The sequence below is a fragment of the Nostoc sp. genome, from assembly GCF_036917755.1.
In the GTDB taxonomy this organism is placed as follows: domain Bacteria; phylum Cyanobacteriota; class Cyanobacteriia; order Cyanobacteriales; family Nostocaceae; genus Nostoc.
The window spans coordinates 13,881-35,016 of record NZ_JBALFC010000083.1 but is presented as its reverse complement, the minus strand read 5'-3'; the positions used below and the strand labels follow the sequence as shown (position 1 = coordinate 35,016).

Sequence of the window (21,136 nt, the reverse complement as noted above, 5' to 3'; positions counted from 1 at the left end):
TGCGTCTCTGCGGTTCGTTAAAAAATTGAATTTGACAAAGAGTTTGAGCCTTAACTTAACTGTATTGAGCTAAAACCTCAACTCAAAATATGTAACTTTAACGCTGATTAGCTCATAACCAAATACAGTTAAGTTAAGCGTTTCTTCCTTCTCTTCCTTCTCTTCCTTCTCTTCCTTCTCTTCCTTCTCTTCCTTCTCTTCCTTCTCTTCCTTTGCGTTCTTTGCGTCCTTAGCGGTTCGTTAAAAAAATACTTTCACAAAGAGTTAAGCCTTAACTCAACCGTATTAGCTCATCACCTAGAAACTTTGGTTCGAGTCTAATCTCTTTAGTTACAAAGTCAAAATTCAACCATTTTCAAGTAATAAATCAATGATAAAAATTCTTTTCCATAGTTTTTTTCTCTTATTTTTGGCAATTCCAGCAGTTTGGGCAGCACCTCCAGAAGATGATTCTAATGCAGCAGATACTAATAGAAATTTGGAGGGACAAGTCAATTCTGTTTCCCAGTTTTCTGATATCAAACCGAGCGATTGGGCATTTCAAGCACTGCAATCGCTAGTGGAACGTTATGGCTGTATTGCAGGTTATCCTAACGCAACCTATCGCGGCAATCGTGCTTTGAGTCGTTACGAATTTGCAGCTGGTTTAAATGCCTGTTTAGACCGGGTGAATGAATTAATTGCTGCGGGTACTAGCGATTTAGTCAAGAAAGAAGATTTGGCAGTGCTGCAAAATTTGCAAACAGAGTTTGCAGCAGAATTGACAACTCTGCGTGGGCGGGTGGATACGCTAGAAGCACACACAGCAACGCTAGAAGGGCAGCAATTTTCCACCACTACCAGACTTAATGCTCAAATTATTACCGCCATTAGTGATACCTTTGGTAATAGAGTAGGTGGAAATCGCGATGAATCTGGTGTCTACTTTGCAAACCGGGGTCGTCTAAACTTTGAGAGCAGTTTCACCGGCAAAGATTTGTTGCGAGTCCGGCTGGAGTTTGGCAACTTTACGAATTCCAATGGTACAAGCCAAATTGCCGCAGCCACAGGCACAGGGATGACACGCCTGAACTTCGATTATGACAGCAACGATACACTTTTTGTTCCCCACATCCGTTACTACTTCCCAGTCAGTGATTCTCTTAACTTCGTTGTTGGACCCACAGGCATTGGTTACACCGATATTTCAACCACCGTCACTCCCGCCACAATCGCTGACGATGGCAATGGGGTTCTCTCACTTTTTGGGTCATACAGTCCCTTATTCCGGCGAGGAGGCGGCGGTGCAGCCGCTAACTGGAACATTAGCAAAGACTTGATTCTCACCTTGGGCTATTTAGCAAGCAGTCCTAATGTCCCATCGGCTAGCAACGGCTTGTTTGATGGCGGCTACAACGCCCTAGCGCACTTAGCCTATTATGGTAAGCAAGGAGCTATTGGTGTTGCCTATTCTCATGGCTATAGCCCTGCTGGAGTAGTCGATATCGCGGCTGGGACGGGTAGTGTCCTGTCAAACGCTCCCTTTGGCAACAACATTGCTACTTCCAACGATATTGTCGGCGCACAGGGATTTTATCGCTTCTCCCCGAATTTCCAAATCCACGCTTGGGGTGGATATATCTGGGCAAATGCCAAGAACTCTGGTTTGAGTGATATTTCCAATGGCAGGGGTGGAACAGATTCTCTATTTGTGAACAGTGGTGACAATGCCAATGTCTGGTTTGGGGCGATTGGGATGTCGTTTCCAGATGTGGGGGGTAGGGGTAACTTGCCAGGAATTCTCTTTGGTATACCGCCGCATGTCTCTAACAGTAATGTCCGTCAAGAGCGAGACAACGCTTACCATATCGAAGCATTCTATCGCTACCGCCTGAACGACAACATCTCAGTGACTCCTGGTTTTTGGGTGATTCTCAACCCGGAAAACGACAGCAGAAATGATCCGCAGTATGTGGGTGTGATTCGCACAACCTTTGATTTTTGAAGAAGAATTCAGAAGTCAGAATTCAGAATCAATACTTCGACTGCGCTCAGTACAAGAGGCTCAGTAACTTTACCAAGTTGGGTCACTAAGGGATTTCCAAGAAATAAATTATCCAAATAAACGAACCACAGAGACGCAGAGAACACAGAGAGGAGAAATAGAGAGGATTTTTGCGTCAGTTTTGGGATATTTTTTTATTTGGAAGTCCCTAAACAAATTAATCGTCAATTCTTCGCGTGGCGGTACTGCGGTGATACAAGCGCGGATGATCTCTCCATCCTCTAATTCGACGGTGCAAGCGTCACAAGATCCCATGAGACAACCTGTGGGAATAAATACCCTTTTTGGGACGGGTAGTCGAATCGACGATTCAAGCTGATTTGGAAAGGTTTAAAGAATACGCGCTGAATGTTAAAGCTAATTGATATAGATAAAAATAGGCAGTAGGAAACAAACTATAAAAGTTTCTTACTGCCTGAAGGGAAAATATGGATTTTTTAATTGCGTGTCTTTATTACGAAGTAGAAGTTAGAGAGTGCTTTATCTTTTCTATAGCTTGATTCAATCCTTTTGTGTCAATCCAACCTACATAACCACCAAAAAGCATTTTGTTATTGCTGTCAGCTAAAAAGATATGCTTGACGTTGGCTGGATTAATAAAAACTTTAATTACAGTACCATCTTTAAGAGTAAAAATAGGTCTTGCTCTTCTGAAATCTCTACTGTGGGCTTGAGTCATACCTGGGACATTGACTAATATTTCAACAACTTTTTGAGCGATTTGAGAAATACTGGTAGCTATTTCTGCTTCAGTATTCCATTCTTCCAGCCAATCTATTCCTTTTTGACTTAAGCGAAAATCTTCTTCAAAAAATCCTAATGGCACTTTCATTACCTCATTTAAATATGTATTTATAACAAGCTTCTTATTCACTAAACTAGACAAATTTTTTAAATACAAAATAACCCCAAAAATGCATAAAATAGTTTTGGTAAATCTACGTATGATCCTTGCAACTATTTGATTTGACATATTAACTATTGCCTGTTGTGACGATAAGATTCCTAGTCCTTAACTATAAAAATTCTCTAAATGTAAAAAATCAGTAATAATACGTGAAAATACTATTTAAACTAACCAAAATAACCCGCGCTCGCGCAAATTGTTAAGCATTAGTTACAACCTAGTAAATTGCGTTAACGCATCCTACTTACTGTTGGTTCTGGAAGTGGATCACCCGTAGCTTCTGTGATTCAAATACATCAAAACTGCTGTAATATCCGCATAGCATACCAGTCCTTTTCAATAACAGGAGGGACATTACCAAGTTGGGTCGCTAAACAAATTAATCGTCAATTCCTCGCGTGGCGGTACTGCCGTGATACAAGCGCGGATGATCTCTCCATCCTCTAATTCGACAGTACAAGCGTGACAAGACCCCATAAGACAACCTGTGGGAATAAATACCCCAGCCCGGTCTGCTACATCTAACAGGGCTTCTCCCACTTCGGCATCTACTGTGACATCATCTGGTAAAAAGTAGACACGAACAATCATCAATATTACGCATTTAATTTAGTGTTGTCATTTGTCCAAAGTCCAATTGCAAATTACTAATGAACAAAGACAAATGACAGTTTGAACGAAAAAATGTGCGATTTTTATGCACTTTAGCTTAAGACAAAAACAGAGTTAAGTCTAAATGGCTTTCAACTTCAGTGGCTAGAGAGTCCAAAATCTGCTCTCGCTGTTCCCGGTAGTTAGCAACACCTGTGGGCAAAGATTTTAAACCCCTCTGTTGACGAAGGCGATTTAACCAAGCCCGTCGCCAAGGCCCATTGTCAAAAAGCCCGTGGAGATAACTTCCCCACACCGATTGACAACTATCTACTAACCCTAAATTAATATCGTCAAATAGGGCATGGTAGGATTGGGGATCTATGCCTTGCTGTTCGATGCGCGATCGCCCTTGGTGGATTTCAAAGCCATTCACTGGCAAGCCCTGTTGCGGATAATTTGAGGTAACTTGGCGTTGACGAGCAATTTTTTGTCCTGTAATTACAGTTCTAATTGGTAAAAGATTTAACCCTTGAAATCTACCAGCTTGTCCCTCTATCCCTTCTGGATCAGCAATAATTTGACCGAGCATTTGATAGCCGCCACAGATACCTAAAACCGTTCCACCAGAAGCAGCATAGTTTTGGATCGCTTCTGCCATACCGCTTTTTTGCAGCAGTAGCAAATCAGCAATTGTGGTTTTTGTTCCTGGGATAATCACGGCATCAGGATGCCCCAAATCTTGCTTAGGACTGAGGTATTTTACTGAAACTGTACTTTCTGATTCCAGTGGGTCAAAGTCGGTGAAGTTGGCAATTCTGGGTAAGCGGATGACGGCAATGTTGAGGTCAGTTTGGGCTTTATTCGATGACGATTGACGTTCTAGCAGATCAAGGGAGTCCTCTGCTGGAAAAACATGTTGTAAGTAAGGTATAACACCGATAACGGGGATACCTGTACGTTCTTCTAACCATTTTATTCCCGGATCTAGGAGCGATCGCTGTCCTCGAAATTTGTTAATTACTACACCCTTAATTAAGGCGCGTTCCTCTGGTTCTAATAACTCTAAGGTGCCAACGACATGGGCAAAAGCTCCACCCCGATCAATATCAACTACTAACATGGTTGGCGCATTTAAATATTTTGCCACCCGCATATTAGTTAAGTCGCGGTGTTTGAGGTTAATCTCTGCTGGACTACCGGCACCTTCACAAACTACCAAGTCAAATTCTGTTCCTAAATGCTGTAGCGATTCTTCAATTGTCCGCCACCCCAGATCAAAATATTGCTCGTAGTAATCTGAGGCACTCACCTTTCCTACAGACCTACCTTTGATAATTACTTGGGAAGTCATATCCCCTTGGGGTTTAAGTAAAATTGGGTTCATTTCTACCCAAGGCACGACTCCCGCAGCCCAAGCTTGTACTGCTTGGGCATAGCCAATTTCTCCACCACTGGCAGTGACATAAGCATTTAAAGCCATGTTTTGACCTTTAAAGGGAGCCACTCGCCAGCCACGCCGCGACAAAATGCGACAAATAGCTGTAGTTAAAAGTGATTTCCCTGCATGAGATGTTGTCCCCACCACCATAATTGATTTCATAGTCGCTATTAGTTAGTTTTTCCAGATACAGGGTGAATTTTTAGGAGCAAACAATAGGGGAGCAGGGGGAGATGAGGGAGATGAGAGAGATGAGGGAGATGAGGGAGATGGGGGAGATGAACTATACACGATGCCCAATGCCCAATGCCCAATGCCCAATGCCCAATGCCCAATGCCCAATGCCCAGTATCACAAATTTCAGTCAAATGATTATGGTAAAGACTTCATGAATAGATGTGATGTTTCCGTATATATTGTTCCCTTTGATTGCCTAATCCTAACTCTTTGGTTTTTTTTTCTAAAAAGGTATCCGTAACCAACGAATCACAGCATCATAGAAACGATCGCGCCATGAAGGAGTCCGCCAATTTTTTCCCTGATATTGTTCTACCAACTGCCGTCCCAAGGGAGTGAGGCGAAAACTATCTGTAATTCCCTGCCCATCGACTTCTCGCCGCAATACACCCACTTGGATCAGCCAGCCCAAGGCGTTGTCACAGGCTAATTCTGATAAAGGACGTTTAGTATAGCCCTGCTTGAGTCCATTTTCCAGAGCGATCGCACTCAATGACACACTCTGGTGTCCCATGACTTCAAATAAAGATAGATTAAACGGTGAACACACTAGCGATCGCTCGGCTCTTTCTACTGTGCTTTGAGGATAGACAAAAATATTTGGGTTTTGGGAATCAACAGCAGCCATTGTGTATGAGTAGAAAGTTTTCTTCTGATAAAGATTTATTTAAGGATATATTTTTTCTTGTACCAGCTACCTGATTTAACCAAAATTAGTTACCTCAAGTATAGTTAGGCTATTTTTATAAATTAATAAATTAATGTAATAATGTAAAATTTCAAGTGCATCAACAATCTGAAACAGGAAAGGTTAATTATGTCTCTAGCAGTTGGTACGAATGCACCTGCATTTACCGCCAAAGATACAAAGGGCAACACAGTCTCGTTATCTGATTTTGCTGGTAAGACGGTCGTTTTGTATTTTTACCCCAAAGATGACACGCCAGGCTGCACCAAACAAGCCTGTAGTTTTCGGGATGCCCAGTCTCAATATCAAGGTAAAGATATTGTAATTTTGGGAGTCAGTGCAGATGATGAAGTCTCCCATCAGGCATTCACCCAAAAATATAATTTGAACTTTCCCCTACTGGCTGACAGCGACAAATCCCTGATCAAAGCTTTTGATGTGGATGGCGGTGGTTATGCCAAGCGCGTTACCTACGTAATTGATCCCAACGGTAAAATTACCCATGTTGATAGTGCTGTAAATACCACCACCCATGCTAGCGATCTTTTAGCTGCACTTGGCCTCTAGTTTTTTACCTGATAACTAAAGATTTTTGAAATAGTCTCAACCCCAAACCCTAGAGGCTTGGGGTTCTTTATTTGAATTCAGTTACCTGATGGTGGTGTAACTAATCGTGGGGTAAGTGATGGTTGTATGATGACCGATGGGGAACCGGGAGTTGTTCGTTGTTGACCTGGAATTAGTTTTTGTTGCCTTGCTTTAAAGGCTGCTGCTGCTGAGTCTAATTCTTGGTTCTGTTGGTTAGAATCCCAGTTGAGAGTTCCGAAATTCGCCCGATGAATCAGATCAAACATGTTGAAATTGTCTGAGTTTGAACGAGAGAACGGATCGGTATTTTGGTCTGTTGTACTAGTACTGGGAAAAGCATCTGCTGGGCTGCTGATTTGAGCCGAACTGGGTTGAGCCATCAGCAAGGAAGCAAAGCTAATTCCGGCCACGGTAGCTACAAAGAATCTACTAATTTGTAAAAATGGTTTTTTCATGGTTTTTTGACCCTAAAATTGCTCTATTTTATCCTAAGCAAGAGTCCGACGCAGTTGGGGTTGAATACTCAGCAAGGCAACAAGGGCAAAGCTAAACAACACCAGCAACGCTCCCCCAAAGGTAACATTACCCCAAGGAGCCTGCATGACTACACTACCTAATCCCCAACTGTTATGAAGATAAAGATAGCGAATTGGTTCGATCGCATAGCTGAGAGGATTCAGGGTAGCCACAACCTGCAACCACTGAGGCATGAAGGATAGAGGCGCCAAAGCAGTACTAGCAAACAATAATGGCAGGTTAGTGACAAAAATCACTGCAATCAATTCAATATGTCCGGGTAGGGTAAAAGCTAAACCAAGAGAGATGGCTGTTACACCCAAAGCTAAGAGGAAGACAATTAGAGCGATCGCACCCAAGCCAGCTGCATCTGGTAGTCCAGCCCCCAAAAACGCCGCCGCCGCTACAATCACTACTGCTTGCAGCAAACTTTGGCTGATGATGAAAATTGCCGAAGCAAAAACAATGGAAAACCGTGATGCTAAGGGTGCTACGAGTAAACGATTCAAAAAGCCGAACTCGCGGTCAAACATTATGGGCAAACCAGCATTTAGCGCCCCAGCAAAGGCTGTAAACACAATTATGCCAGCAGCCAAAAATTGCCCATAATTTGTTGTATTGCCAAATATACCTTTAGGTGCATTTTGGAACAAAGCCCCAAATAGCACTAACCACATCACTGGCTGAATAATTCCGGCAACCAAAGATGAGGGACGACGTTGCAACTGAATAAACAAGCGACGAGTTAATGCCAACGTCTCTTGTACCAATTCACCGAAAAAGTTAGGTGCAGCATTAGCGTCAACTTGTGGTAATGTCGCTGGCTGCCAATTGATATCAGATTTAGGAGTAACGCTCATAATTAATTGGGGAGTGGGGAGTGGGGAGTGGGGAGTGGGGAGTGGAGAATTGGGAGTGGAGAATTGGGACTGGAGAATTGGGACTGGAGAATTGGGACTGGAGAATTGGGCGTTGCTGATTACCTGTTGTTTTTTACTATTCCCTACTCCCTACTCCCTACTCCCTACTCCCTACTCCCTATCCCCTATCTCATATTCTGCTTTTTCTCAGCCTTGGGATCGCGGATGGCAACTGCTGCGAGTTCTGCATCCATCAGTGTGCGTCCTGTAGCGGCGAGATAAACGTCATCGAGGCTGGGGCGAGATTGGGCGATGCCAAATATAGGCAAGCCAGCAGTATTCAGCGCTTGCTGTATGTTAATCAGACTGTCATTCTGAGGTGTTACCACCAAGTTGAGGGAATTACCTTGAGCGCTGTTGATGATCACTTCTTGCACAAATGGCAAAGGTTGCAACAGGTTTTTCGCTTTTTCAGCTTCTTCAATGGGGGAAAACTCGCGGATTCGCAAGGTGATGCGATCGCCCCCGACTTGATCTTTTAATTGTGAAGGTGTGCCACTAGCAATCACAACGCCCCGATCTATAATTGCCACGCGATCGGCTAGAGCGTCAATCTCTTCTAAGTAATGGCTGGTAATTACTACCGTCGTCCCAGAGGCGCGTAATTTTCTCAGGAATTCCCATACCACAAAACGGGTTTCTATGTCAAGTCCCACAGTTGGCTCATCCAATACCAAAACATCTGGTGAATGGAGCAATCCAGCAGCCAAGTCTAGGCGCTTGCGTAAACCGCCAGAGTAGGTTCCGGTCTTTTTATTAGCGTATTCTTGCAAACCGAGTAAATCTAATACTGTCTCAATGCGCTGTTTAGCGATCGCGCCTGGGAGGTGATAAAGTGCTGCTTGTAATTGCAGTAGTTCTTTTCCAGTCAACACCTTATCTATAGCGACTTCCTGAGCTACATAACCTAGTCGTTGTCTTGCTACTCTCGGATTATCCAACACAGAGATCCCAGATACTTCGATTTTGCCAGCATCTGGTGTGGTCAGTGTACACAAGGCACGCAAGGTAGTGGTTTTACCAGCACCATTGGGGCCTAATAAGCCAAAGATTTCTCCTGATTCTACCTGAAAGGAAACATCTTGGACGGCGACTACCGTGCCATAGCGTTTTTGCAGATTTTGAATTAAAACGGCGGGAGCCATGACAGCTGATCCCTTACTATACAAATCTCAATAAAGTCTATCTTTATTGTAGAAGGTAGAAAGCAAGGAAAGAGCGCATGAGCGAAAATCTGTAAACAAGTTCGCGTCATACGCTATGCTGGCAAAAATTTCTGATTATTTTAAGCAAGTTGCTTGATTGCGTTTGTGGCGAAATAAACCAAATACTACAGCCATTAATCCTAAACCTGGAAGATTTGCAGGCTCTGGAACCTGAGTATGAGTGGGAGGCTTAGTGTAGTACTTAGTTGGCAGATCCGGCAGATCACCATTAAACAGATAATTGTGAGACTCGCCATTTCCTGTCAAAGAAGCTACCACCACGTTGCCATTAACTTGACCGTTATTGAAATTGAAATTAGCTAAAGGCGCAAGAATACTACCTAGTATACTGATCCCACTGGCAGTTATGTTTGTCGCTTCATAGAAGTTGTAGATCACCTTTTGTTTATCTGTGCCCTGGATATTGAACTGAAAGTTTTGCAGCGACACATCCTTACCACTGATATTGACAACAATAGTCGAATTTGCGTCCCCTTTGATTTGAAAATCGTTTGTCTTGGAGACAGATGAGCCTGCAAGATTAAAAACATTCAAAGCAGTACCACTGCCAGTAAGGTTAATAGCACCCCAAGATTGAACTGTTGTTTTACCAGTAGGAGTTAAGGTTGCCAAATATTGAGATAGCCCTCGCAATTCTTTCCCTGCTTCATTGAAGTCGATGGGATTACTCTTGCTGAGAGTTCCCTGTGGAAATCCCTCATTGCTGGACACATTGGCACTACCTCCGTAGACAGCATTACCGTGGTTGACTTGACCGTTACTCAGAGTTAAGTTTTTTCCAGCTACTACTACGTTGCCGCTATTGTTAGAAAGTTTACTTCCGAGTCCGCCCATGAAATTCACGTTACCGCCAGCAGCAAGTTTTCCTTCAATATCTGTATATTGTTGAGAGATATCTCCTAAAACAAATACATTGTAATCAGAGGCAGCGCCTAACTCAACGGCATTCGCTCTTGCTGAGAAACCCAGCGCTAGAGTGACTACAATTGGAGCTACTACTACTCCCCAAACATCATAGGTTTTTGATTTCATCTTTTGATTTATGAATGAATCATCAACATCATCCTACGGGTATAAATCAAAGATGACATGAGTCTGCTACCTATTTTCATTGAAGTTTCATAACTGGCACAATTAGTGTGTTTTTTTACTTACATTCTCCATTGAGCCGCAGATTTACTGTTGACTGCATTAATTAAATGTCTATCAACAACAATTCAGGAGTTATGAGTTAGTACGTTATTTCACAACTTTCAAAGTTTTCAGGGTAGTGTCATTGCAACCACTGATAAATCCCCCCTTTGCCTGAATTTGTTGCAGGTAATCAAGGACAGATTTGGTGATGACTTCTCCCGGCATTAACACGGGAATTCCTGGAGGATAGGGACAGACGATTTCGGCACAGATGTGTTTATTAGTCTCTATCAAAGGTAGTATTTCACTGACAGCAAAAAAAGCTTCACGGGGAGAACAACATAAAGCATGACACTGTGTAGTGAAAAGATCCTGCCAAAGATGGCTTTTAACAGTCAAGTTGGTTCGGCGATATTCTTTGGCAAGGGTGGTAAAACCTTGGACTAATTGCTCAATATCGGCTGGGGTGTTGCCCAAACTAATAATCAAGGTGAGATGTTGCAGTGAGGCGAATTCCGCAGTGACAGCAAATTTCTCATCCAGAATTTCATCTGCCTCAAATCCGGTTAAGCCTAAACCAGAAACTGTGACAGTTAGCCGCGTTTTATCTAAAGCCAGAAAGCCGAGAGATGCACCCAACCGAGGCATTTTCAAAACTGATAATCCCGGAATTTCACTGATTCGGGTTCTAGCTTCCTCAGCAAGTTGCAAAGTGCGAGACATCAGTATTTTTCCCTGGAGTGCCATTTGCTGACGCGCTGCATCTAAAGAAGCTAAAAGTAAATAACTAGGACTGGTAGATTGTAGAAGTTGCAAAGCTTTACTGATGCGATCGCTATCTATCCTATTACCTTGGATATGCAGCATTGATGCTTGTGTCATTGCACCGAGTACTTTGTGGATGGATTGTACAGTTAAATCGGCACCTGCGGTTAAAGCTGGGGTGGGTAATTCTGGATGAAAGGCAAAGTGTGCGCCGTGTGCTTCATCTACGAGTAGAGGGATATTATATTGATGTGTAATGCTAGCGATCGCATTCAAATTTCCACAAACGCCGTAATATGTGGGGTAAACTGTCAACACGGCTTTCGCGTCGGGATGCTGTTGGAGTGCAGATTCTACAGCATGGGGCGTGATGCTGTGGGCAATATCTAAAACTGGATCATATTCAGGATTAAGAAAAATCGGTATTGCACCGGAGAGAATTAAACCAGCGATCGCAGAAGAATGCACATTCCGAGGCAAAATGATTTTATCACCCGTGCCACAAGTAGCGAGAATTGCTGCTTCAACACCACAGGTTGAACCATTGACAAGGAACCATGTTTGCGAAGCACCAAAAGCCTCAGCCGCTAGCTGTTGTGCTTCTTGAATAACGCCTTGGGGTGCAAAGAGATTATCTAAATCTGCTAATTCTGTTAAATCAGCGCGAAAGACGGCTTTGCCAAGTAAATCAGTTAAGGGTTGAGGAATTCCCTCACCTTGTTTATGTCCTGGGGTGTAAAAAGGCGCATGGGGTCTTGCTGCATTGGCTTTTAAGGCATCTAATAGAGGTGTTTGGTTTTGATTGAGCATTTTTGGAGAAACAAACCGCAGAGGCGCGGAGGACACGGAGGAAGAAGAATTCAGAATTCAGAATTCACAATCAAGTCGCATTAAATAAGTATTTAATAGAATTTAGAAGCTGTAACTATTGATTTTGTGTTATTTCAAGGTTTTCTCAACTTAAACAAACCATTTGGCTGGACTTCCCACGACTGCGTAGCGCGAGTGCGAAAACTGTTGCGCCTCAAACGTGTCGGACATGCGGGAACCTTAGATCCAGCAGCTACTGGGGTGTTACCGATCGCACTTGGTAAAGCCACAAGATTATTGCAATATCTCCCAGAAAACAAAGCTTACAAAGCTACCATTCGGCTGGGTGTGCGTACTACAACCGATGATTTAGAAGGCGAAATCATTACTTCTGGATCTTGTGCTGGATTGAGTTTAGCAGAAGTGAAAACTGCACTGGCACAATTTGAAGGCAAAATTGAGCAAATACCACCGAGTTACTCTGCAATCCAAGTGAATGGTCAACGTCTCTACGACTTAGCACGCCAAGGGAAAACGGTGGAAGTTCCAGTGCGAACAGTGGAAGTTTTTCAGATAGATATTTTGGACTGGAGAGAAGGAGATTTTCCGGAATTGGATGTGGCGATCGCCTGTGGTTCTGGTACATATATTAGAGCGATCGCTCGTGACTTAGGTGCAATCTTAGAAACTGGTGGCACTCTTGCGGCTTTGATCCGCACTAAAAGCAGTGGTTTCGATTTAACAGATAGTCTCACTTTGACAGACTTAGAAACTAAACTCCAAGCCGAGACATTTCAACCTCTTGTATCTGATGCAGCATTGAAACATTTGTCATCCGTGACTTTACCAGCAACATCTGCTCAAAAATGGTGTCAAGGTCAGCGAATTTCTCTAACTTTCGATGTTTCTGAAATAGTGCGAGTTTATGATGAAGAGACTCGCTTTTTAGGTATTGGGCAATTACAAGACGAAGTGTTGATTCCCCAAATGGTTTATGAACCGATTTCTTAAAACCCTCAAAGCAGAATTAGCTGTATGACACAATTAGAGGAATAAGATGACGAACTACTATGACAGAAAGGTTAGACCGAATTGAAGCAATCTTAGAGCGGACAGCACAAAGGGCTGAAGCGAATACGGTAGCTATAGAAGCGAACGCGGCAGCTATAGAAGCGAACGCAGCAGCTAGAGAAGCTGATAGAGTTGCGATCGCAGCCACCATAGAAGCGAACGCAACAGCTAGAGAAGCTGATAGAGTCGCGATCGCAGCCACCATAGAAGCTGATAGAGTCGCCATAGAAGCTAATAGAGTCGCGATCGCAGCCACCATAGAAGCTGATAGAGTCGCTAGAGAAGCTGATAGAGTTGCGATGGCTGAACTACGCTCAACCGTAAATTCCTTGGTGCAAGTAGTTGAGATACATCAGCTAAACCATGAAGCAACTCAGCGTAACTTTGAAGGGATTGTAACCGAACTCAGAGAAATTAGAACTGAAATTAGAGGGTTGAGAACTGAAAGTCAACGCATTTTAGAATACTTGTTCGGCAGACAGGAGAACGGCGAGTCATGAGCGATCGCCATAATCATACTACTGCTAGACGTCTCAATGTCTACATCCAAGGTCAAGGATTTCCCATTCTGGGCTTACACGGTCATCCGGGTACTGGTCGTAGTCTTTCTGTCTTTACGAATCATTTATCAAAACGTTATCAAACTTTTGCGCCTGATTTACGTGGATACGGCAAAAGTCGCTACAACAGCAATTTTGATATGAATGACCATTTGACTGATTTAGAAGCGCTGCTAGACCGTTTTGAGATTCAAAAGTGCCTAGTATTGGGATGGTCACTTGGGGGCATTCTAGCAATGGAACTGGCATTACGTTTGCCAGAGCGCGTTACCGGGCTGATTTTGGTGGCGACAGCCGCAAAACCCCGTGGCAGTCATCCTCCTATCACTTGGCAAGATAATTTATATACTGGCGTTGCTGCCTTACTAAACTATCTAAAACCGGGTTGGCAATGGAATATTGAAACTTTTGGCAAGCGATCGCTTTTCCGCTACCTAATCCAACAACACACACTCACTACTTACAATTACATCGCAACCGTTGCAGTACCAGCTTATTTGCAAACCTCTCCTGCTGCTACTCGCGCCCTCTATAGTGCAATTGAATCGGGATACAACCGACTTCCAGATTTGCAACAAATACAATGTCCTAGTTTAGTACTTGCTGGTGAACAAGACCGCCACATCACATCTGATTCCAGCTTAGAAACTGCTCAACACCTCCAAAATTCTCAGTGGGAGTGCTATCCCAACACCGCCCATCTTTTCCCGTGGGAAGTCCCCCAGCTGGTACTAAATGATATTGATCATTGGCTGGAAGAACATCCGCAGGTAATTGGTAGTCAACAGTCCAAGAGTTTTTGACTCTTGAACAAATAATTCGTAATTACGAATTACGAATTATCTTGACTCTGCCCTAATTTAAATTTGACCGCCAAAGACAGGCTGTACTTTGCGGTCAAATCTTTCCCCCAAGTCTTCAGCGATTGTTAAGGTATTGGGTTTGCAGCGCTTGATATGCACAGCAATTCCCGTAGCTCCTTCGAGTTCCAAATCTTCTATATATCCAATGCTTGACAATCTGGCATCAGAAGAACTCAGAAATGGCCCGAAGTAGTACGTGCATCGGGGATTCTGCGTTACAATCTCTACCCACCAAGCCAAGCCAATATAGTCGAATGTGTTAATTAACACTTCCTTCAGGTTATGCCAAATAGTTTTCATGGTTTTCGCTGATTTATAAACGTGCTAGAGGGTGTTAAACGACGTGCTACTTTATTATCTTTTACATTTCTTTATACTCTGTTACTGTTATTTTTTCAAAGAAATTTTTTGTAATTTATCTAAGTACAGTGTACTTAGCGATCGCTGACGATAAATTTCATAAAGCGCCATACCCGCCGCTACCGAAGCATTCAGGCTGGGAGTCTTACCTTGTAGAGGAATCGATACTAAGAAATCACAGGAGCGTTGAGTCAACATACCCAGACCTTCACCTTCTGAGCCGATGACCAAAACGATTGGGCCAGTGAAATTGATTGTATGCACGGGTTCGCTCCCACTTGCAGCCGCGCCGTAAATCCAAAAGCCAGCTTCTTTTAAGTCTTCTAAAGCGCGGCTGAGGTTGACAACTCTCGCTACCGCAAAATTTTCTAAAGCGCCTGCTGCCACTTTCATGACAGTAGAAGTGATCCCAGACGCTCTTCTTTGGGGAATCACCAATCCTTGAGCGCCAATTGCTTCGGCGGTGCGAATAATTGCTCCCAAGTTGTGGGGATCAGTAATTCCGTCAGCCACGACAATTACGGCATCGCTTACAGATTTGGACTGCTCAATTAAATCTGGCAATTCGATATAACCGTAGGGAGCAATTTGTGCTGCCACACCTTGATGATTAGCCCCGTTGGTGAGATAGTCTAAGCGCTTGGGTTCAACCTCATCAATAACTGTGCCATTCTCCTTCGCTTGTAGGAGAAAATGGTGAAAGCTGGGATCGTAGCGCAGACGGGTAGTAATCCAGAGACGGTTGAGATTGCGCTGATTTTGCAACGCACTCAATACTGGATGACGACCGTAGATGAGATCGCTATCTTCTTCTATCGGTTGTGTAGATGCCGACGGCTGGGATAAGTTGCTATATCGTTGGCGGGAGTTGCCAGAAATCGGGTTGCTATCTATTTTCCTGGGATTGCGAGTCGGATTAGCAACAGAAATCGGATTGCTATCTATTTTCCTGGGATTGCGAGTCGGATTAGCAACAGAAATCGGATTGCTATCTATTTTCCTGGGATTGCGAGTCGGATTAGCAACAGAAATCGGATTGCTATCTATTTTCCTGGGATTGCGAGTCGGATTGGCAACAACACGTTTACCTTGAATTTTTACGGGTTGTCCACGATTGGGTTCGCTAGAAGTCTTGACTTTTCTCGGTTTATTCTGCATTTGAGTTATGTATATAGCGTATGGTTGATATCCCGATTACCTCAATTTATTGAGCCTAATCTAATGTTGTGGCCATTGTGAAATTGAGTTCTCACTCTTTTTCTATATGAAGTATTTGCAACAATTCGGTTAGACGCTGATAATCGGTGAGATATAAGTAGCCAATTAAGGTTTCTAGACTAGTTGCCTGTTGATAAATTTCGGGATTAAGTCGCTTAGGGCGTCCTGTCGCGGCGTTTCTACCCCGTCGGACAATTTCTAATTCGGTGTCCCTGAGATGAGGAATCAGCGATCGCAAATGTAGCGCTTGGGTTTCCGCTCTTACCTGCTCGACTACCAGACGATGGTAAATTCCTGAACGCTGCAATGGCAGCAGATAGAAGATTCTAACATATAACTCATAAATTGCATCCCCCAAAAATGCTAAAGCAGCAGGAGAAATTTTTTGCACTTGTGAGAGGGAAATCTGTTGGAATGGCGCTGTGGTTGCCAAGAGTGCTTGAGTCCAAGATAAGCTCTGTTTAGGAGTTTCATCTTGTCCATCTAATAGCTCTTCCTCCTCTGACTTCACAAATAAATCATTCCTTGACGGGCTAAATTTGGCAGGCATTCTTCGCAAAGACTGATTTTTCTGAAGTATGCCATGATAGTATACTTAGCATAATCAATACTATCAAAATTACTTACTAATTTCATCTTTTTGATTGAGAGTTGGCATTTTAGATCACCCTGATGTCAACGCCTATAAACCAAATTTCGCCTGCTTCTTGTGTTCTGTGCCTAAGATGGTGTAAAATTTTGACATCAAACTCACCCTGTTACTTGATCCCATTGCCATACTTACTTAGTAAGCCACAATTTTTAACTATACAGTATTAAGTCAAGTTAAACTAGAGATAAATCTGCTGGCTTTGTATTTCTGACAACTTTTTCAGAGTTGGTTGTTGATCCAAATATTCCAGCCAATAATTACATACCCCAGAACTGGGCATCTATATCTTGGTTATTGCTCAACTTTAAACATAATAACTCAACTGGCTTTGTGCCTCTCCCACAAGGAGAGAGGTTTTCTGCCAGAAGTTTTAAAATTAAGCTATCCGATGTTGAATTTGGATAGCTGAATTTGTCTCTGGGTTCAAGCAATCAAGATTACTTGACGTTTTCTAGAGCGTCTTCAACTGATTTTTGCAGGGAGAGAAACTTCTCTAGGCGAACAAGCTTGACCGTTTGAGTGACGCGGGCATTTGTGACAATTTGCAAAGTACCCTCAGCAGTTTGAGCCTGCTTGGCTAGCTGCACCAAAGCACCCAAACCAGAGCTATCAACAAAATCGATTTGTGAGAGATCCAAAATAATGTGCTTAGGGCCTTCGACAATCTTGCTGCCAAGTGTCTTGCGAAATGTCGGCTCAGAAAAAGCATCTAACAAACCTGTGAGGCGGAATAGCTGACAGTTATCCCGGACTTCACGAGTGCCCCTCAGGCTAACGGTTAGATTTAGTGGCTCAGCAATAATTCCCTCCTCATGAGTTAAAGTGAACGCTCAAGTATAGATGGTTTTTGAGCAAGTTGTCTACAATCTACTGGAATAGGGCATTGGGTATTGGGCATTGGGCATTGGGCATTGGGTATTGTCCCTAGTCCCCCATTTGCATTTTGCTATTTTTATTTAATCCCAGATGCGACAACTTGACTCTTGCTTGCCTCTAATTCCAAATTAAAAATGCATAGTTCAAAAATAAATCTTTCATTTTGAATTTTTAATTTTTAATTTGGAATTCCCCGAAGGGGTTGACGTGCTGTTCGCATGGCTTGAACAAATTGCTCAAACAAATAATCAGCATCGTGGGGGCCAGGACTGGCTTCTGGGTGATACTGTACGGAGAATACAGGTAGAGATTTGTGACGTATCCCGGCAATGGTGCGATCGTTTAAGTTTAGGTGGCTGATTTCCACAACTGCCGTAGGTAAAGAATCTGGGTTAATCGCAAAACTATGGTTTTGGCTGGTAATTTCTACCCGTTGTTGTGAGCCAGCAGGCTGATTCAAACCACGATGACCAAATTTGAGTTTATAGGTTTCTGCCCCTAGTGCATGACCTAAAATTTGGTGTCCCATACAAATACCAAAGATGGGTTTTTGACTTAACAGGAGCGCTTTTGCAGTTGCAATCCCTTCGGTGACGGCAGCAGGGTCGCCAGGGCCATTAGAAAGAAACACACCATCTGGATTGTAGTTGAGAATTTCTTCTGGTGATGTATCAGCAGGCACAACAATCACCCGACAACCGTAACTTGCGAGGCGACGCAAAATATTACGTTTTACGCCAAAGTCAAGGGCAACAACGGTAAAAGGTTCCCCAAGATTTTCCGCAGCCTCAAAGTTGAATTCCCAAGCTGGAATTGTGGCATCTGACCATTCATAAGCCGTTGAGGTGGTGACTTCACCAACCAGATTCAATCCTGCCATGTTGGGAGCCGCTAGTACCTGCTCTAGCAATTCTGCCTCATCGAGAATGGCTGTGGAAATGCCACCGTTCATCGCTCCGAACATCCGAATTTTGCGGGTGAGGGCGCGGGTATCGATGCCGTAGATCCCTGGTACTTGGTTTTGTTTCAGGTAGTCAGGCAAGGATTGTGTCGATCGCCAGTTACTTGGTCGTTGACAAATATTACGCGCGATCGCACCTTGCACTTGAGGATGAGATGATTCTTCATCTTCAGGATTGACGCCAGTATTCCCCAATTCAGGATAGGTAAAAATCACAATTTGACCGGAGTAACTAGGGTCGGTTAATACTTCTTGGTAGCCGGTCATACCAGTGTTGAACACCACTTCTCCGATCGCGGTTCCGGTAGCACCGAAAGACCAACCGCGATAAGTGGTTCCATCTGCTAGGACAAGTAAAGCTGGTATTGTGTCAGTCATAGTAGATTGGGGAGTGGGGAGTGGGGAGTGGGGAGTGGGGATTGGGCATTGGGAAAACTCTTCCCTATTCCCTACTCCCTATTCCCCAATACTACGATTGTTAATTATCCCATGAGTTGAGCAATTGGAAATTTTGAGGATAGTTAATTAAAATTAAAAGGGAATTAAATAAAGTAGCGGGAATGGATTTGGCAAAGCTTGGGCAGTTAGAATTAATTATGCTTCAGTCTTTTTTATCCCGTGCAACCCTAATTTTTCTATCAAGCGCTCTAGCTGTTTTATGTGTTGCCTGTAGTGAAGACAAACGGAACACTGCGACTGGTGGCAATGAGCAACCCACGCCAATTGGCGATCTGGCATCAGTACAGCCGACTGTCAAACCAGTAAAACCAGCAGCTATCCCAGAAGCGCAGCCGCTAGAGCCGTCTGAAAGTGAACCAAGTCTTTTTGAGATGGGGCGAGACAAAGCTGTTGGCGCTTGGAGTATCAGCCAATCTGCTCAATCTCCAGAGGATTGGAATTTGGTGGTGAGGCAGTATCAGGATGCGATCGCGCTGATGCGAAAAGTGCGGCGACAAAGCGTAGAATTTGCGATCGCTCAAACCAAGATTAGTGAATATCGGCGGCAAATCAAATATGCCCAACAGCAAGCGAATCCTCGCCCTGTGCGCGTTGCCGAACGTCAGAGGATAGTAGTTGTTGTTCCCCACGCAGCAACCACACCAAAGTTTACCTTACGTTCATTACCTCCTGTAGTAACAAAACCGTTATCACCAGAGCCAGGTTTGCCCTCGTCAGCAGTGGTGATTCCTGATGAAGCAGTATTTACAGCCCCGATTAAAAGGCGGATTGGTGGCACGCCAATTGTTGAAGTCACTTTCAATGGCCAGCAAAAATTTGAGATGATTGTGGATACCGGAGCGAGTGGCACTGTCATCACCCAAGAGATGGCTGATGCTTTGGGAATCGTGCCAGTGGGGAAAGCGAAGGCAAACACGGCTAGTTCTAGAGCTGTAGAATTTCCTGTGGGCTATGTTAATTCGATGGCAGTTGGCGGGGTAATAGTGAATAAAGTCCCAGTAGCGATCGCCGGTGCGGAACTTGAAACTGGACTTTTAGGACATGACTTTTTTGGCAACTACGATGTCACCATCAAACGTAATGTGGTAGAATTCCGCCCGCAATTGCGATCGCAAATCAATCCCCCAGAAACTCAACTAACTGCTCCAACTTTGCCCAAGCCGCCCCACTTTGTAGGATATCCTTAGCGATTTTAATACCCTCGGCGTGATCGAGGAATGCGATCGCACCTGCTACTTGCAGCGCCAACGACGCATTCAACGCTACTGCATCCTGTTGCGCCTGAGTTCCCTTACCTTGGAGTACCGCCTTGAGAATTACCGCATTCTCTTGGACATCCCCACCCCGAAGCATACCTATGGGAGCAGGCGTTAAATCCAAATCTAGGGGATTAATGGTAGTTACCTGCACTTCTCCATCTGATAACACCGCTAAGTCAGTTTCATCTCCTAACCCAGCCTCATCGAGTTTTTCTCGCCCGTGCAGCACAATCGCCTTTTCCTTGCCCAAATTCTGTAAAGCTTGGGCAACAGTTGCCAAAAGTTTGGGAGTAAATAAGCCTACCACTTGCCCAGTTGGACGCAAGGGATTTACTAAAGGCCCAAGCAAATTAAAAACTGTTCGCACCTTTAAAGTCCGCCGTAATTGGGCAACCGCCTTGAGTGCTGGATGCCAACCAGGGGCAAACAAGAAAGTGATCCCCACCTCTTGTAGTGCTGCTTGCACTTTTTCGCTAGAGGCACTCAAGTTTACACCCAAGGCTTCCAAGACATCGGCACTTCCCGTTAGACTTGACGCTGAACGATTGCCGTGTTTGGCGACGGGTATACCATAGGCTGCGGCGACAAATGCAACTGCTGTGGAAATATTAAAGGTTGATGACCCATCTCCGCCAGTGCCACAGGTATCTATTACAGTAGTGAGTGCTGACTGGTGAGTGGTGAGTGGGGAACATTGAGATTGTAATACTTCAGCCATGCCGGTTAACTCGTCAGCAGAAATGCCTCTAAAGTTCAGCGCTGTTAAAATAGCCCCTGATAACTCTGGGGGAACCGCTTCACTGAGCCATCCTTGCATCAATTCAGCAGACTGAGTACGAGACAATGATTGGCCATCTATTAATTGTTGCAGCAGAACATACCAGCTAACAGAAGATTCTTGAGCAGCGATCGGGGAAGTTATCATAGCTAAGGTTTTTGTGGGTATGGGAGCTATCCTACCGAAAAATGAGAAAGTAGCAGCCAAGCTTG

The 21,136-nt window shown here is 43.9% G+C and carries 22 protein-coding genes and 2 pseudogenes; 8 read left to right on the top strand and 16 right to left on the bottom strand.

All coding sequences use genetic code 11. The features are described from left to right. Positions 1-370: 370 nt before the first annotated feature. Complete coding sequence (locus V7L05_RS18070) at positions 371-1,984, top strand: iron uptake porin (RefSeq protein WP_335165995.1); 1,614 nt, start codon at positions 371-373, stop codon at positions 1,982-1,984. Positions 1,985-2,188: 204 nt separating this feature from the next. Here V7L05_RS18070 and V7L05_RS18065 read toward each other — a convergent pair. After that, positions 2,189-2,323, bottom strand: a pseudogene (locus V7L05_RS18065) (2Fe-2S iron-sulfur cluster-binding protein); the annotation flags it as partial. A 2-nt stretch (positions 2,324-2,325) separates the two neighbouring features. On the opposite strand from V7L05_RS18065, the pseudogene V7L05_RS34760 reads away from it, so the two are divergent. Further along, positions 2,326-2,409 (top strand): annotated as a pseudogene (locus V7L05_RS34760) (SRPBCC family protein); the annotation flags it as partial. Between the two features lie 89 nt (positions 2,410-2,498). Here the strand turns inward: V7L05_RS34760 and V7L05_RS18060 are convergent. The 3 genes from V7L05_RS18060 to cobQ all read right to left on the bottom strand — a co-directional run bounded on the left by V7L05_RS18060 (position 2,499) and on the right by cobQ (position 5,145). After that, positions 2,499-3,017, bottom strand: coding sequence for a hypothetical protein (locus V7L05_RS18060; protein WP_335165993.1), 519 nt, complete (start codon positions 3,015-3,017; stop codon positions 2,499-2,501). 288 nt (positions 3,018-3,305) lie between these two features. Beyond that, positions 3,306-3,542, bottom strand: a complete 237-nt coding sequence (locus tag V7L05_RS18055) for a 2Fe-2S iron-sulfur cluster-binding protein (RefSeq protein ID WP_335165992.1) — start codon at positions 3,540-3,542, stop codon at positions 3,306-3,308. Positions 3,543-3,660: 118 nt separating this feature from the next. Continuing rightward, positions 3,661-5,145 carry a cobyric acid synthase CobQ gene (cobQ, locus tag V7L05_RS18050; RefSeq protein WP_335165990.1) on the bottom strand — a complete coding sequence of 495 codons (1,485 nt, stop codon included), beginning with the start codon at positions 5,143-5,145 and terminating at the stop codon, positions 3,661-3,663. Positions 5,146-5,216: 71 nt separating this feature from the next. On the opposite strand from cobQ, the gene V7L05_RS18045 reads away from it, so the two are divergent. Continuing rightward, positions 5,217-5,375 carry a histidine kinase gene (locus V7L05_RS18045; RefSeq protein WP_335165988.1) on the top strand — a complete coding sequence of 53 codons (159 nt, stop codon included), beginning with the start codon at positions 5,217-5,219 and terminating at the stop codon, positions 5,373-5,375. Positions 5,376-5,443: 68 nt separating this feature from the next. On the opposite strand, the gene V7L05_RS18040 is transcribed toward V7L05_RS18045, so the two are convergent. Then, complete coding sequence (locus V7L05_RS18040; RefSeq protein WP_334945988.1) at positions 5,444-5,848, bottom strand: Npun_F0494 family protein; 405 nt, start codon at positions 5,846-5,848, stop codon at positions 5,444-5,446. Between the two features lie 189 nt (positions 5,849-6,037). Between V7L05_RS18040 and V7L05_RS18035 the strand changes: the two genes are divergently transcribed. After that, positions 6,038-6,475 carry a peroxiredoxin gene (locus V7L05_RS18035; RefSeq protein ID WP_335165986.1) on the top strand — a complete coding sequence of 146 codons (438 nt, stop codon included), beginning with the start codon at positions 6,038-6,040 and terminating at the stop codon, positions 6,473-6,475. A gap of 77 nt (positions 6,476-6,552) precedes the next feature. On the opposite strand, the gene V7L05_RS18030 is transcribed toward V7L05_RS18035, so the two are convergent. The 5 genes from V7L05_RS18030 to V7L05_RS18010 all read right to left on the bottom strand — a co-directional run bounded on the left by V7L05_RS18030 (position 6,553) and on the right by V7L05_RS18010 (position 11,867). Next, a complete protein-coding gene (locus tag V7L05_RS18030; RefSeq protein ID WP_335165984.1) occupies positions 6,553-6,951 on the bottom strand; it encodes a hypothetical protein in 399 nt (132 codons plus the stop codon). A gap of 33 nt (positions 6,952-6,984) precedes the next feature. Beyond that, a complete protein-coding gene (locus tag V7L05_RS18025; RefSeq protein WP_335165983.1) occupies positions 6,985-7,872 on the bottom strand; it encodes an ABC transporter permease in 888 nt (295 codons plus the stop codon). A gap of 185 nt (positions 7,873-8,057) precedes the next feature. Further along, entirely contained in the window at positions 8,058-9,077 is a 1,020-nt protein-coding gene (locus V7L05_RS18020) for an ABC transporter ATP-binding protein (protein WP_292802838.1), read from the bottom strand. 135 nt (positions 9,078-9,212) lie between these two features. After that, positions 9,213-10,190, bottom strand: coding sequence for a choice-of-anchor A family protein (locus tag V7L05_RS18015; RefSeq protein WP_335165981.1), 978 nt, complete (start codon positions 10,188-10,190; stop codon positions 9,213-9,215). A 207-nt stretch (positions 10,191-10,397) separates the two neighbouring features. Continuing rightward, the gene (locus V7L05_RS18010) at positions 10,398-11,867 is read right to left on the bottom strand and encodes an aminotransferase class I/II-fold pyridoxal phosphate-dependent enzyme (protein ID WP_335165979.1); all 1,470 of its coding nucleotides are present in this window, start codon (positions 11,865-11,867) and stop codon (positions 10,398-10,400) included. 126 nt (positions 11,868-11,993) lie between these two features. Between V7L05_RS18010 and truB the strand changes: the two genes are divergently transcribed. From truB to V7L05_RS17995, 3 genes are read left to right on the top strand one after another with little or no spacing between them, the layout of a single operon-like run. Then, a complete protein-coding gene (gene truB / locus V7L05_RS18005) occupies positions 11,994-12,878 on the top strand; it encodes a tRNA pseudouridine(55) synthase TruB (RefSeq protein WP_335165977.1) in 885 nt (294 codons plus the stop codon). Positions 12,879-12,937: 59 nt separating this feature from the next. Next, the gene (locus tag V7L05_RS18000; protein ID WP_335165976.1) at positions 12,938-13,438 is read left to right on the top strand and encodes a hypothetical protein; all 501 of its coding nucleotides are present in this window, start codon (positions 12,938-12,940) and stop codon (positions 13,436-13,438) included. Beyond that, on the top strand, positions 13,435-14,301 hold the full coding sequence (locus V7L05_RS17995; RefSeq protein ID WP_335165974.1) for an alpha/beta fold hydrolase: 867 nt from the start codon (positions 13,435-13,437) through the stop codon (positions 14,299-14,301). Before V7L05_RS18000 ends, V7L05_RS17995 begins: the two co-directional genes overlap by 4 nt. A 57-nt stretch (positions 14,302-14,358) precedes the next feature. Here V7L05_RS17995 and V7L05_RS17990 read toward each other — a convergent pair whose 3' ends face one another. From V7L05_RS17990 to carA, 5 genes are all read right to left on the bottom strand, one after another. Further along, on the bottom strand, positions 14,359-14,661 hold the full coding sequence (locus V7L05_RS17990) for a DUF1816 domain-containing protein (RefSeq protein WP_335165973.1): 303 nt from the start codon (positions 14,659-14,661) through the stop codon (positions 14,359-14,361). 87 nt (positions 14,662-14,748) lie between these two features. Beyond that, entirely contained in the window at positions 14,749-15,879 is a 1,131-nt protein-coding gene (rlmB, locus tag V7L05_RS17985) for a 23S rRNA (guanosine(2251)-2'-O)-methyltransferase RlmB (RefSeq protein ID WP_335165972.1), read from the bottom strand. A 91-nt stretch (positions 15,880-15,970) separates the two neighbouring features. Further along, positions 15,971-16,450 (bottom strand): Mini-ribonuclease 3, encoded by a 480-nt coding sequence (locus V7L05_RS17980; RefSeq protein ID WP_335165970.1) that lies wholly within the window; start codon positions 16,448-16,450, stop codon positions 15,971-15,973. 578 nt (positions 16,451-17,028) lie between these two features. Continuing rightward, positions 17,029-17,394 carry an STAS domain-containing protein gene (locus V7L05_RS17975; protein WP_300422105.1) on the bottom strand — a complete coding sequence of 122 codons (366 nt, stop codon included), beginning with the start codon at positions 17,392-17,394 and terminating at the stop codon, positions 17,029-17,031. Positions 17,395-17,645: 251 nt separating this feature from the next. Continuing rightward, complete coding sequence (gene carA, locus V7L05_RS17970; RefSeq protein WP_335165968.1) at positions 17,646-18,806, bottom strand: glutamine-hydrolyzing carbamoyl-phosphate synthase small subunit; 1,161 nt, start codon at positions 18,804-18,806, stop codon at positions 17,646-17,648. A gap of 218 nt (positions 18,807-19,024) precedes the next feature. Between carA and V7L05_RS17965 the strand changes: the two genes are divergently transcribed. Next, complete coding sequence (locus V7L05_RS17965) at positions 19,025-20,074, top strand: retropepsin-like aspartic protease family protein (protein ID WP_335165966.1); 1,050 nt, start codon at positions 19,025-19,027, stop codon at positions 20,072-20,074. Here V7L05_RS17965 and trpD read toward each other — a convergent pair. Beyond that, on the bottom strand, positions 20,004-21,071 hold the full coding sequence (gene trpD / locus V7L05_RS17960; RefSeq protein WP_335166023.1) for an anthranilate phosphoribosyltransferase: 1,068 nt from the start codon (positions 21,069-21,071) through the stop codon (positions 20,004-20,006). The two genes, V7L05_RS17965 and trpD, sit on opposite strands and share 71 nt — an antisense overlap. Between the last annotated feature and the right edge of the window lie 65 nt (positions 21,072-21,136).

What these genes read in the sequence shown, in the direction of transcription:
- V7L05_RS18070 (WP_335165995.1), top strand. Translation starts at nt 371, where the DNA reads ATGATAAAAATTCTTTTCCATAGTTTTTTTCTCTTATTTTTGGCAATT.
- V7L05_RS18060 (WP_335165993.1), bottom strand. Translation starts at nt 3,017, where the DNA reads ATGTCAAATCAAATAGTTGCAAGGATCATACGTAGATTTACCAAAACT.
- V7L05_RS17995 (WP_335165974.1), top strand. Translation starts at nt 13,435, where the DNA reads ATGAGCGATCGCCATAATCATACTACTGCTAGACGTCTCAATGTCTAC.
- V7L05_RS18035 (WP_335165986.1), top strand. Translation starts at nt 6,038, where the DNA reads ATGTCTCTAGCAGTTGGTACGAATGCACCTGCATTTACCGCCAAAGAT.
- V7L05_RS18010 (WP_335165979.1), bottom strand. Translation starts at nt 11,867, where the DNA reads ATGCTCAATCAAAACCAAACACCTCTATTAGATGCCTTAAAAGCCAAT.
- cobQ (WP_335165990.1), bottom strand. Translation starts at nt 5,145, where the DNA reads ATGAAATCAATTATGGTGGTGGGGACAACATCTCATGCAGGGAAATCA.
- V7L05_RS18040 (WP_334945988.1), bottom strand. Translation starts at nt 5,848, where the DNA reads ATGGCTGCTGTTGATTCCCAAAACCCAAATATTTTTGTCTATCCTCAA.
- V7L05_RS18025 (WP_335165983.1), bottom strand. Translation starts at nt 7,872, where the DNA reads ATGAGCGTTACTCCTAAATCTGATATCAATTGGCAGCCAGCGACATTA.
- V7L05_RS18000 (WP_335165976.1), top strand. Translation starts at nt 12,938, where the DNA reads ATGACAGAAAGGTTAGACCGAATTGAAGCAATCTTAGAGCGGACAGCA.
- V7L05_RS18045 (WP_335165988.1), top strand. Translation starts at nt 5,217, where the DNA reads ATGAGGGAGATGAGAGAGATGAGGGAGATGAGGGAGATGGGGGAGATG.
- V7L05_RS18020 (WP_292802838.1), bottom strand. Translation starts at nt 9,077, where the DNA reads ATGGCTCCCGCCGTTTTAATTCAAAATCTGCAAAAACGCTATGGCACG.
- V7L05_RS18015 (WP_335165981.1), bottom strand. Translation starts at nt 10,190, where the DNA reads ATGAAATCAAAAACCTATGATGTTTGGGGAGTAGTAGTAGCTCCAATT.
- V7L05_RS17990 (WP_335165973.1), bottom strand. Translation starts at nt 14,661, where the DNA reads ATGAAAACTATTTGGCATAACCTGAAGGAAGTGTTAATTAACACATTC.
- carA (WP_335165968.1), bottom strand. Translation starts at nt 18,806, where the DNA reads ATGACTGACACAATACCAGCTTTACTTGTCCTAGCAGATGGAACCACT.
- V7L05_RS18030 (WP_335165984.1), bottom strand. Translation starts at nt 6,951, where the DNA reads ATGAAAAAACCATTTTTACAAATTAGTAGATTCTTTGTAGCTACCGTG.
- rlmB (WP_335165972.1), bottom strand. Translation starts at nt 15,879, where the DNA reads ATGCAGAATAAACCGAGAAAAGTCAAGACTTCTAGCGAACCCAATCGT.
- V7L05_RS17965 (WP_335165966.1), top strand. Translation starts at nt 19,025, where the DNA reads ATGCTTCAGTCTTTTTTATCCCGTGCAACCCTAATTTTTCTATCAAGC.
- V7L05_RS18055 (WP_335165992.1), bottom strand. Translation starts at nt 3,542, where the DNA reads ATGATTGTTCGTGTCTACTTTTTACCAGATGATGTCACAGTAGATGCC.
- trpD (WP_335166023.1), bottom strand. Translation starts at nt 21,071, where the DNA reads ATGATAACTTCCCCGATCGCTGCTCAAGAATCTTCTGTTAGCTGGTAT.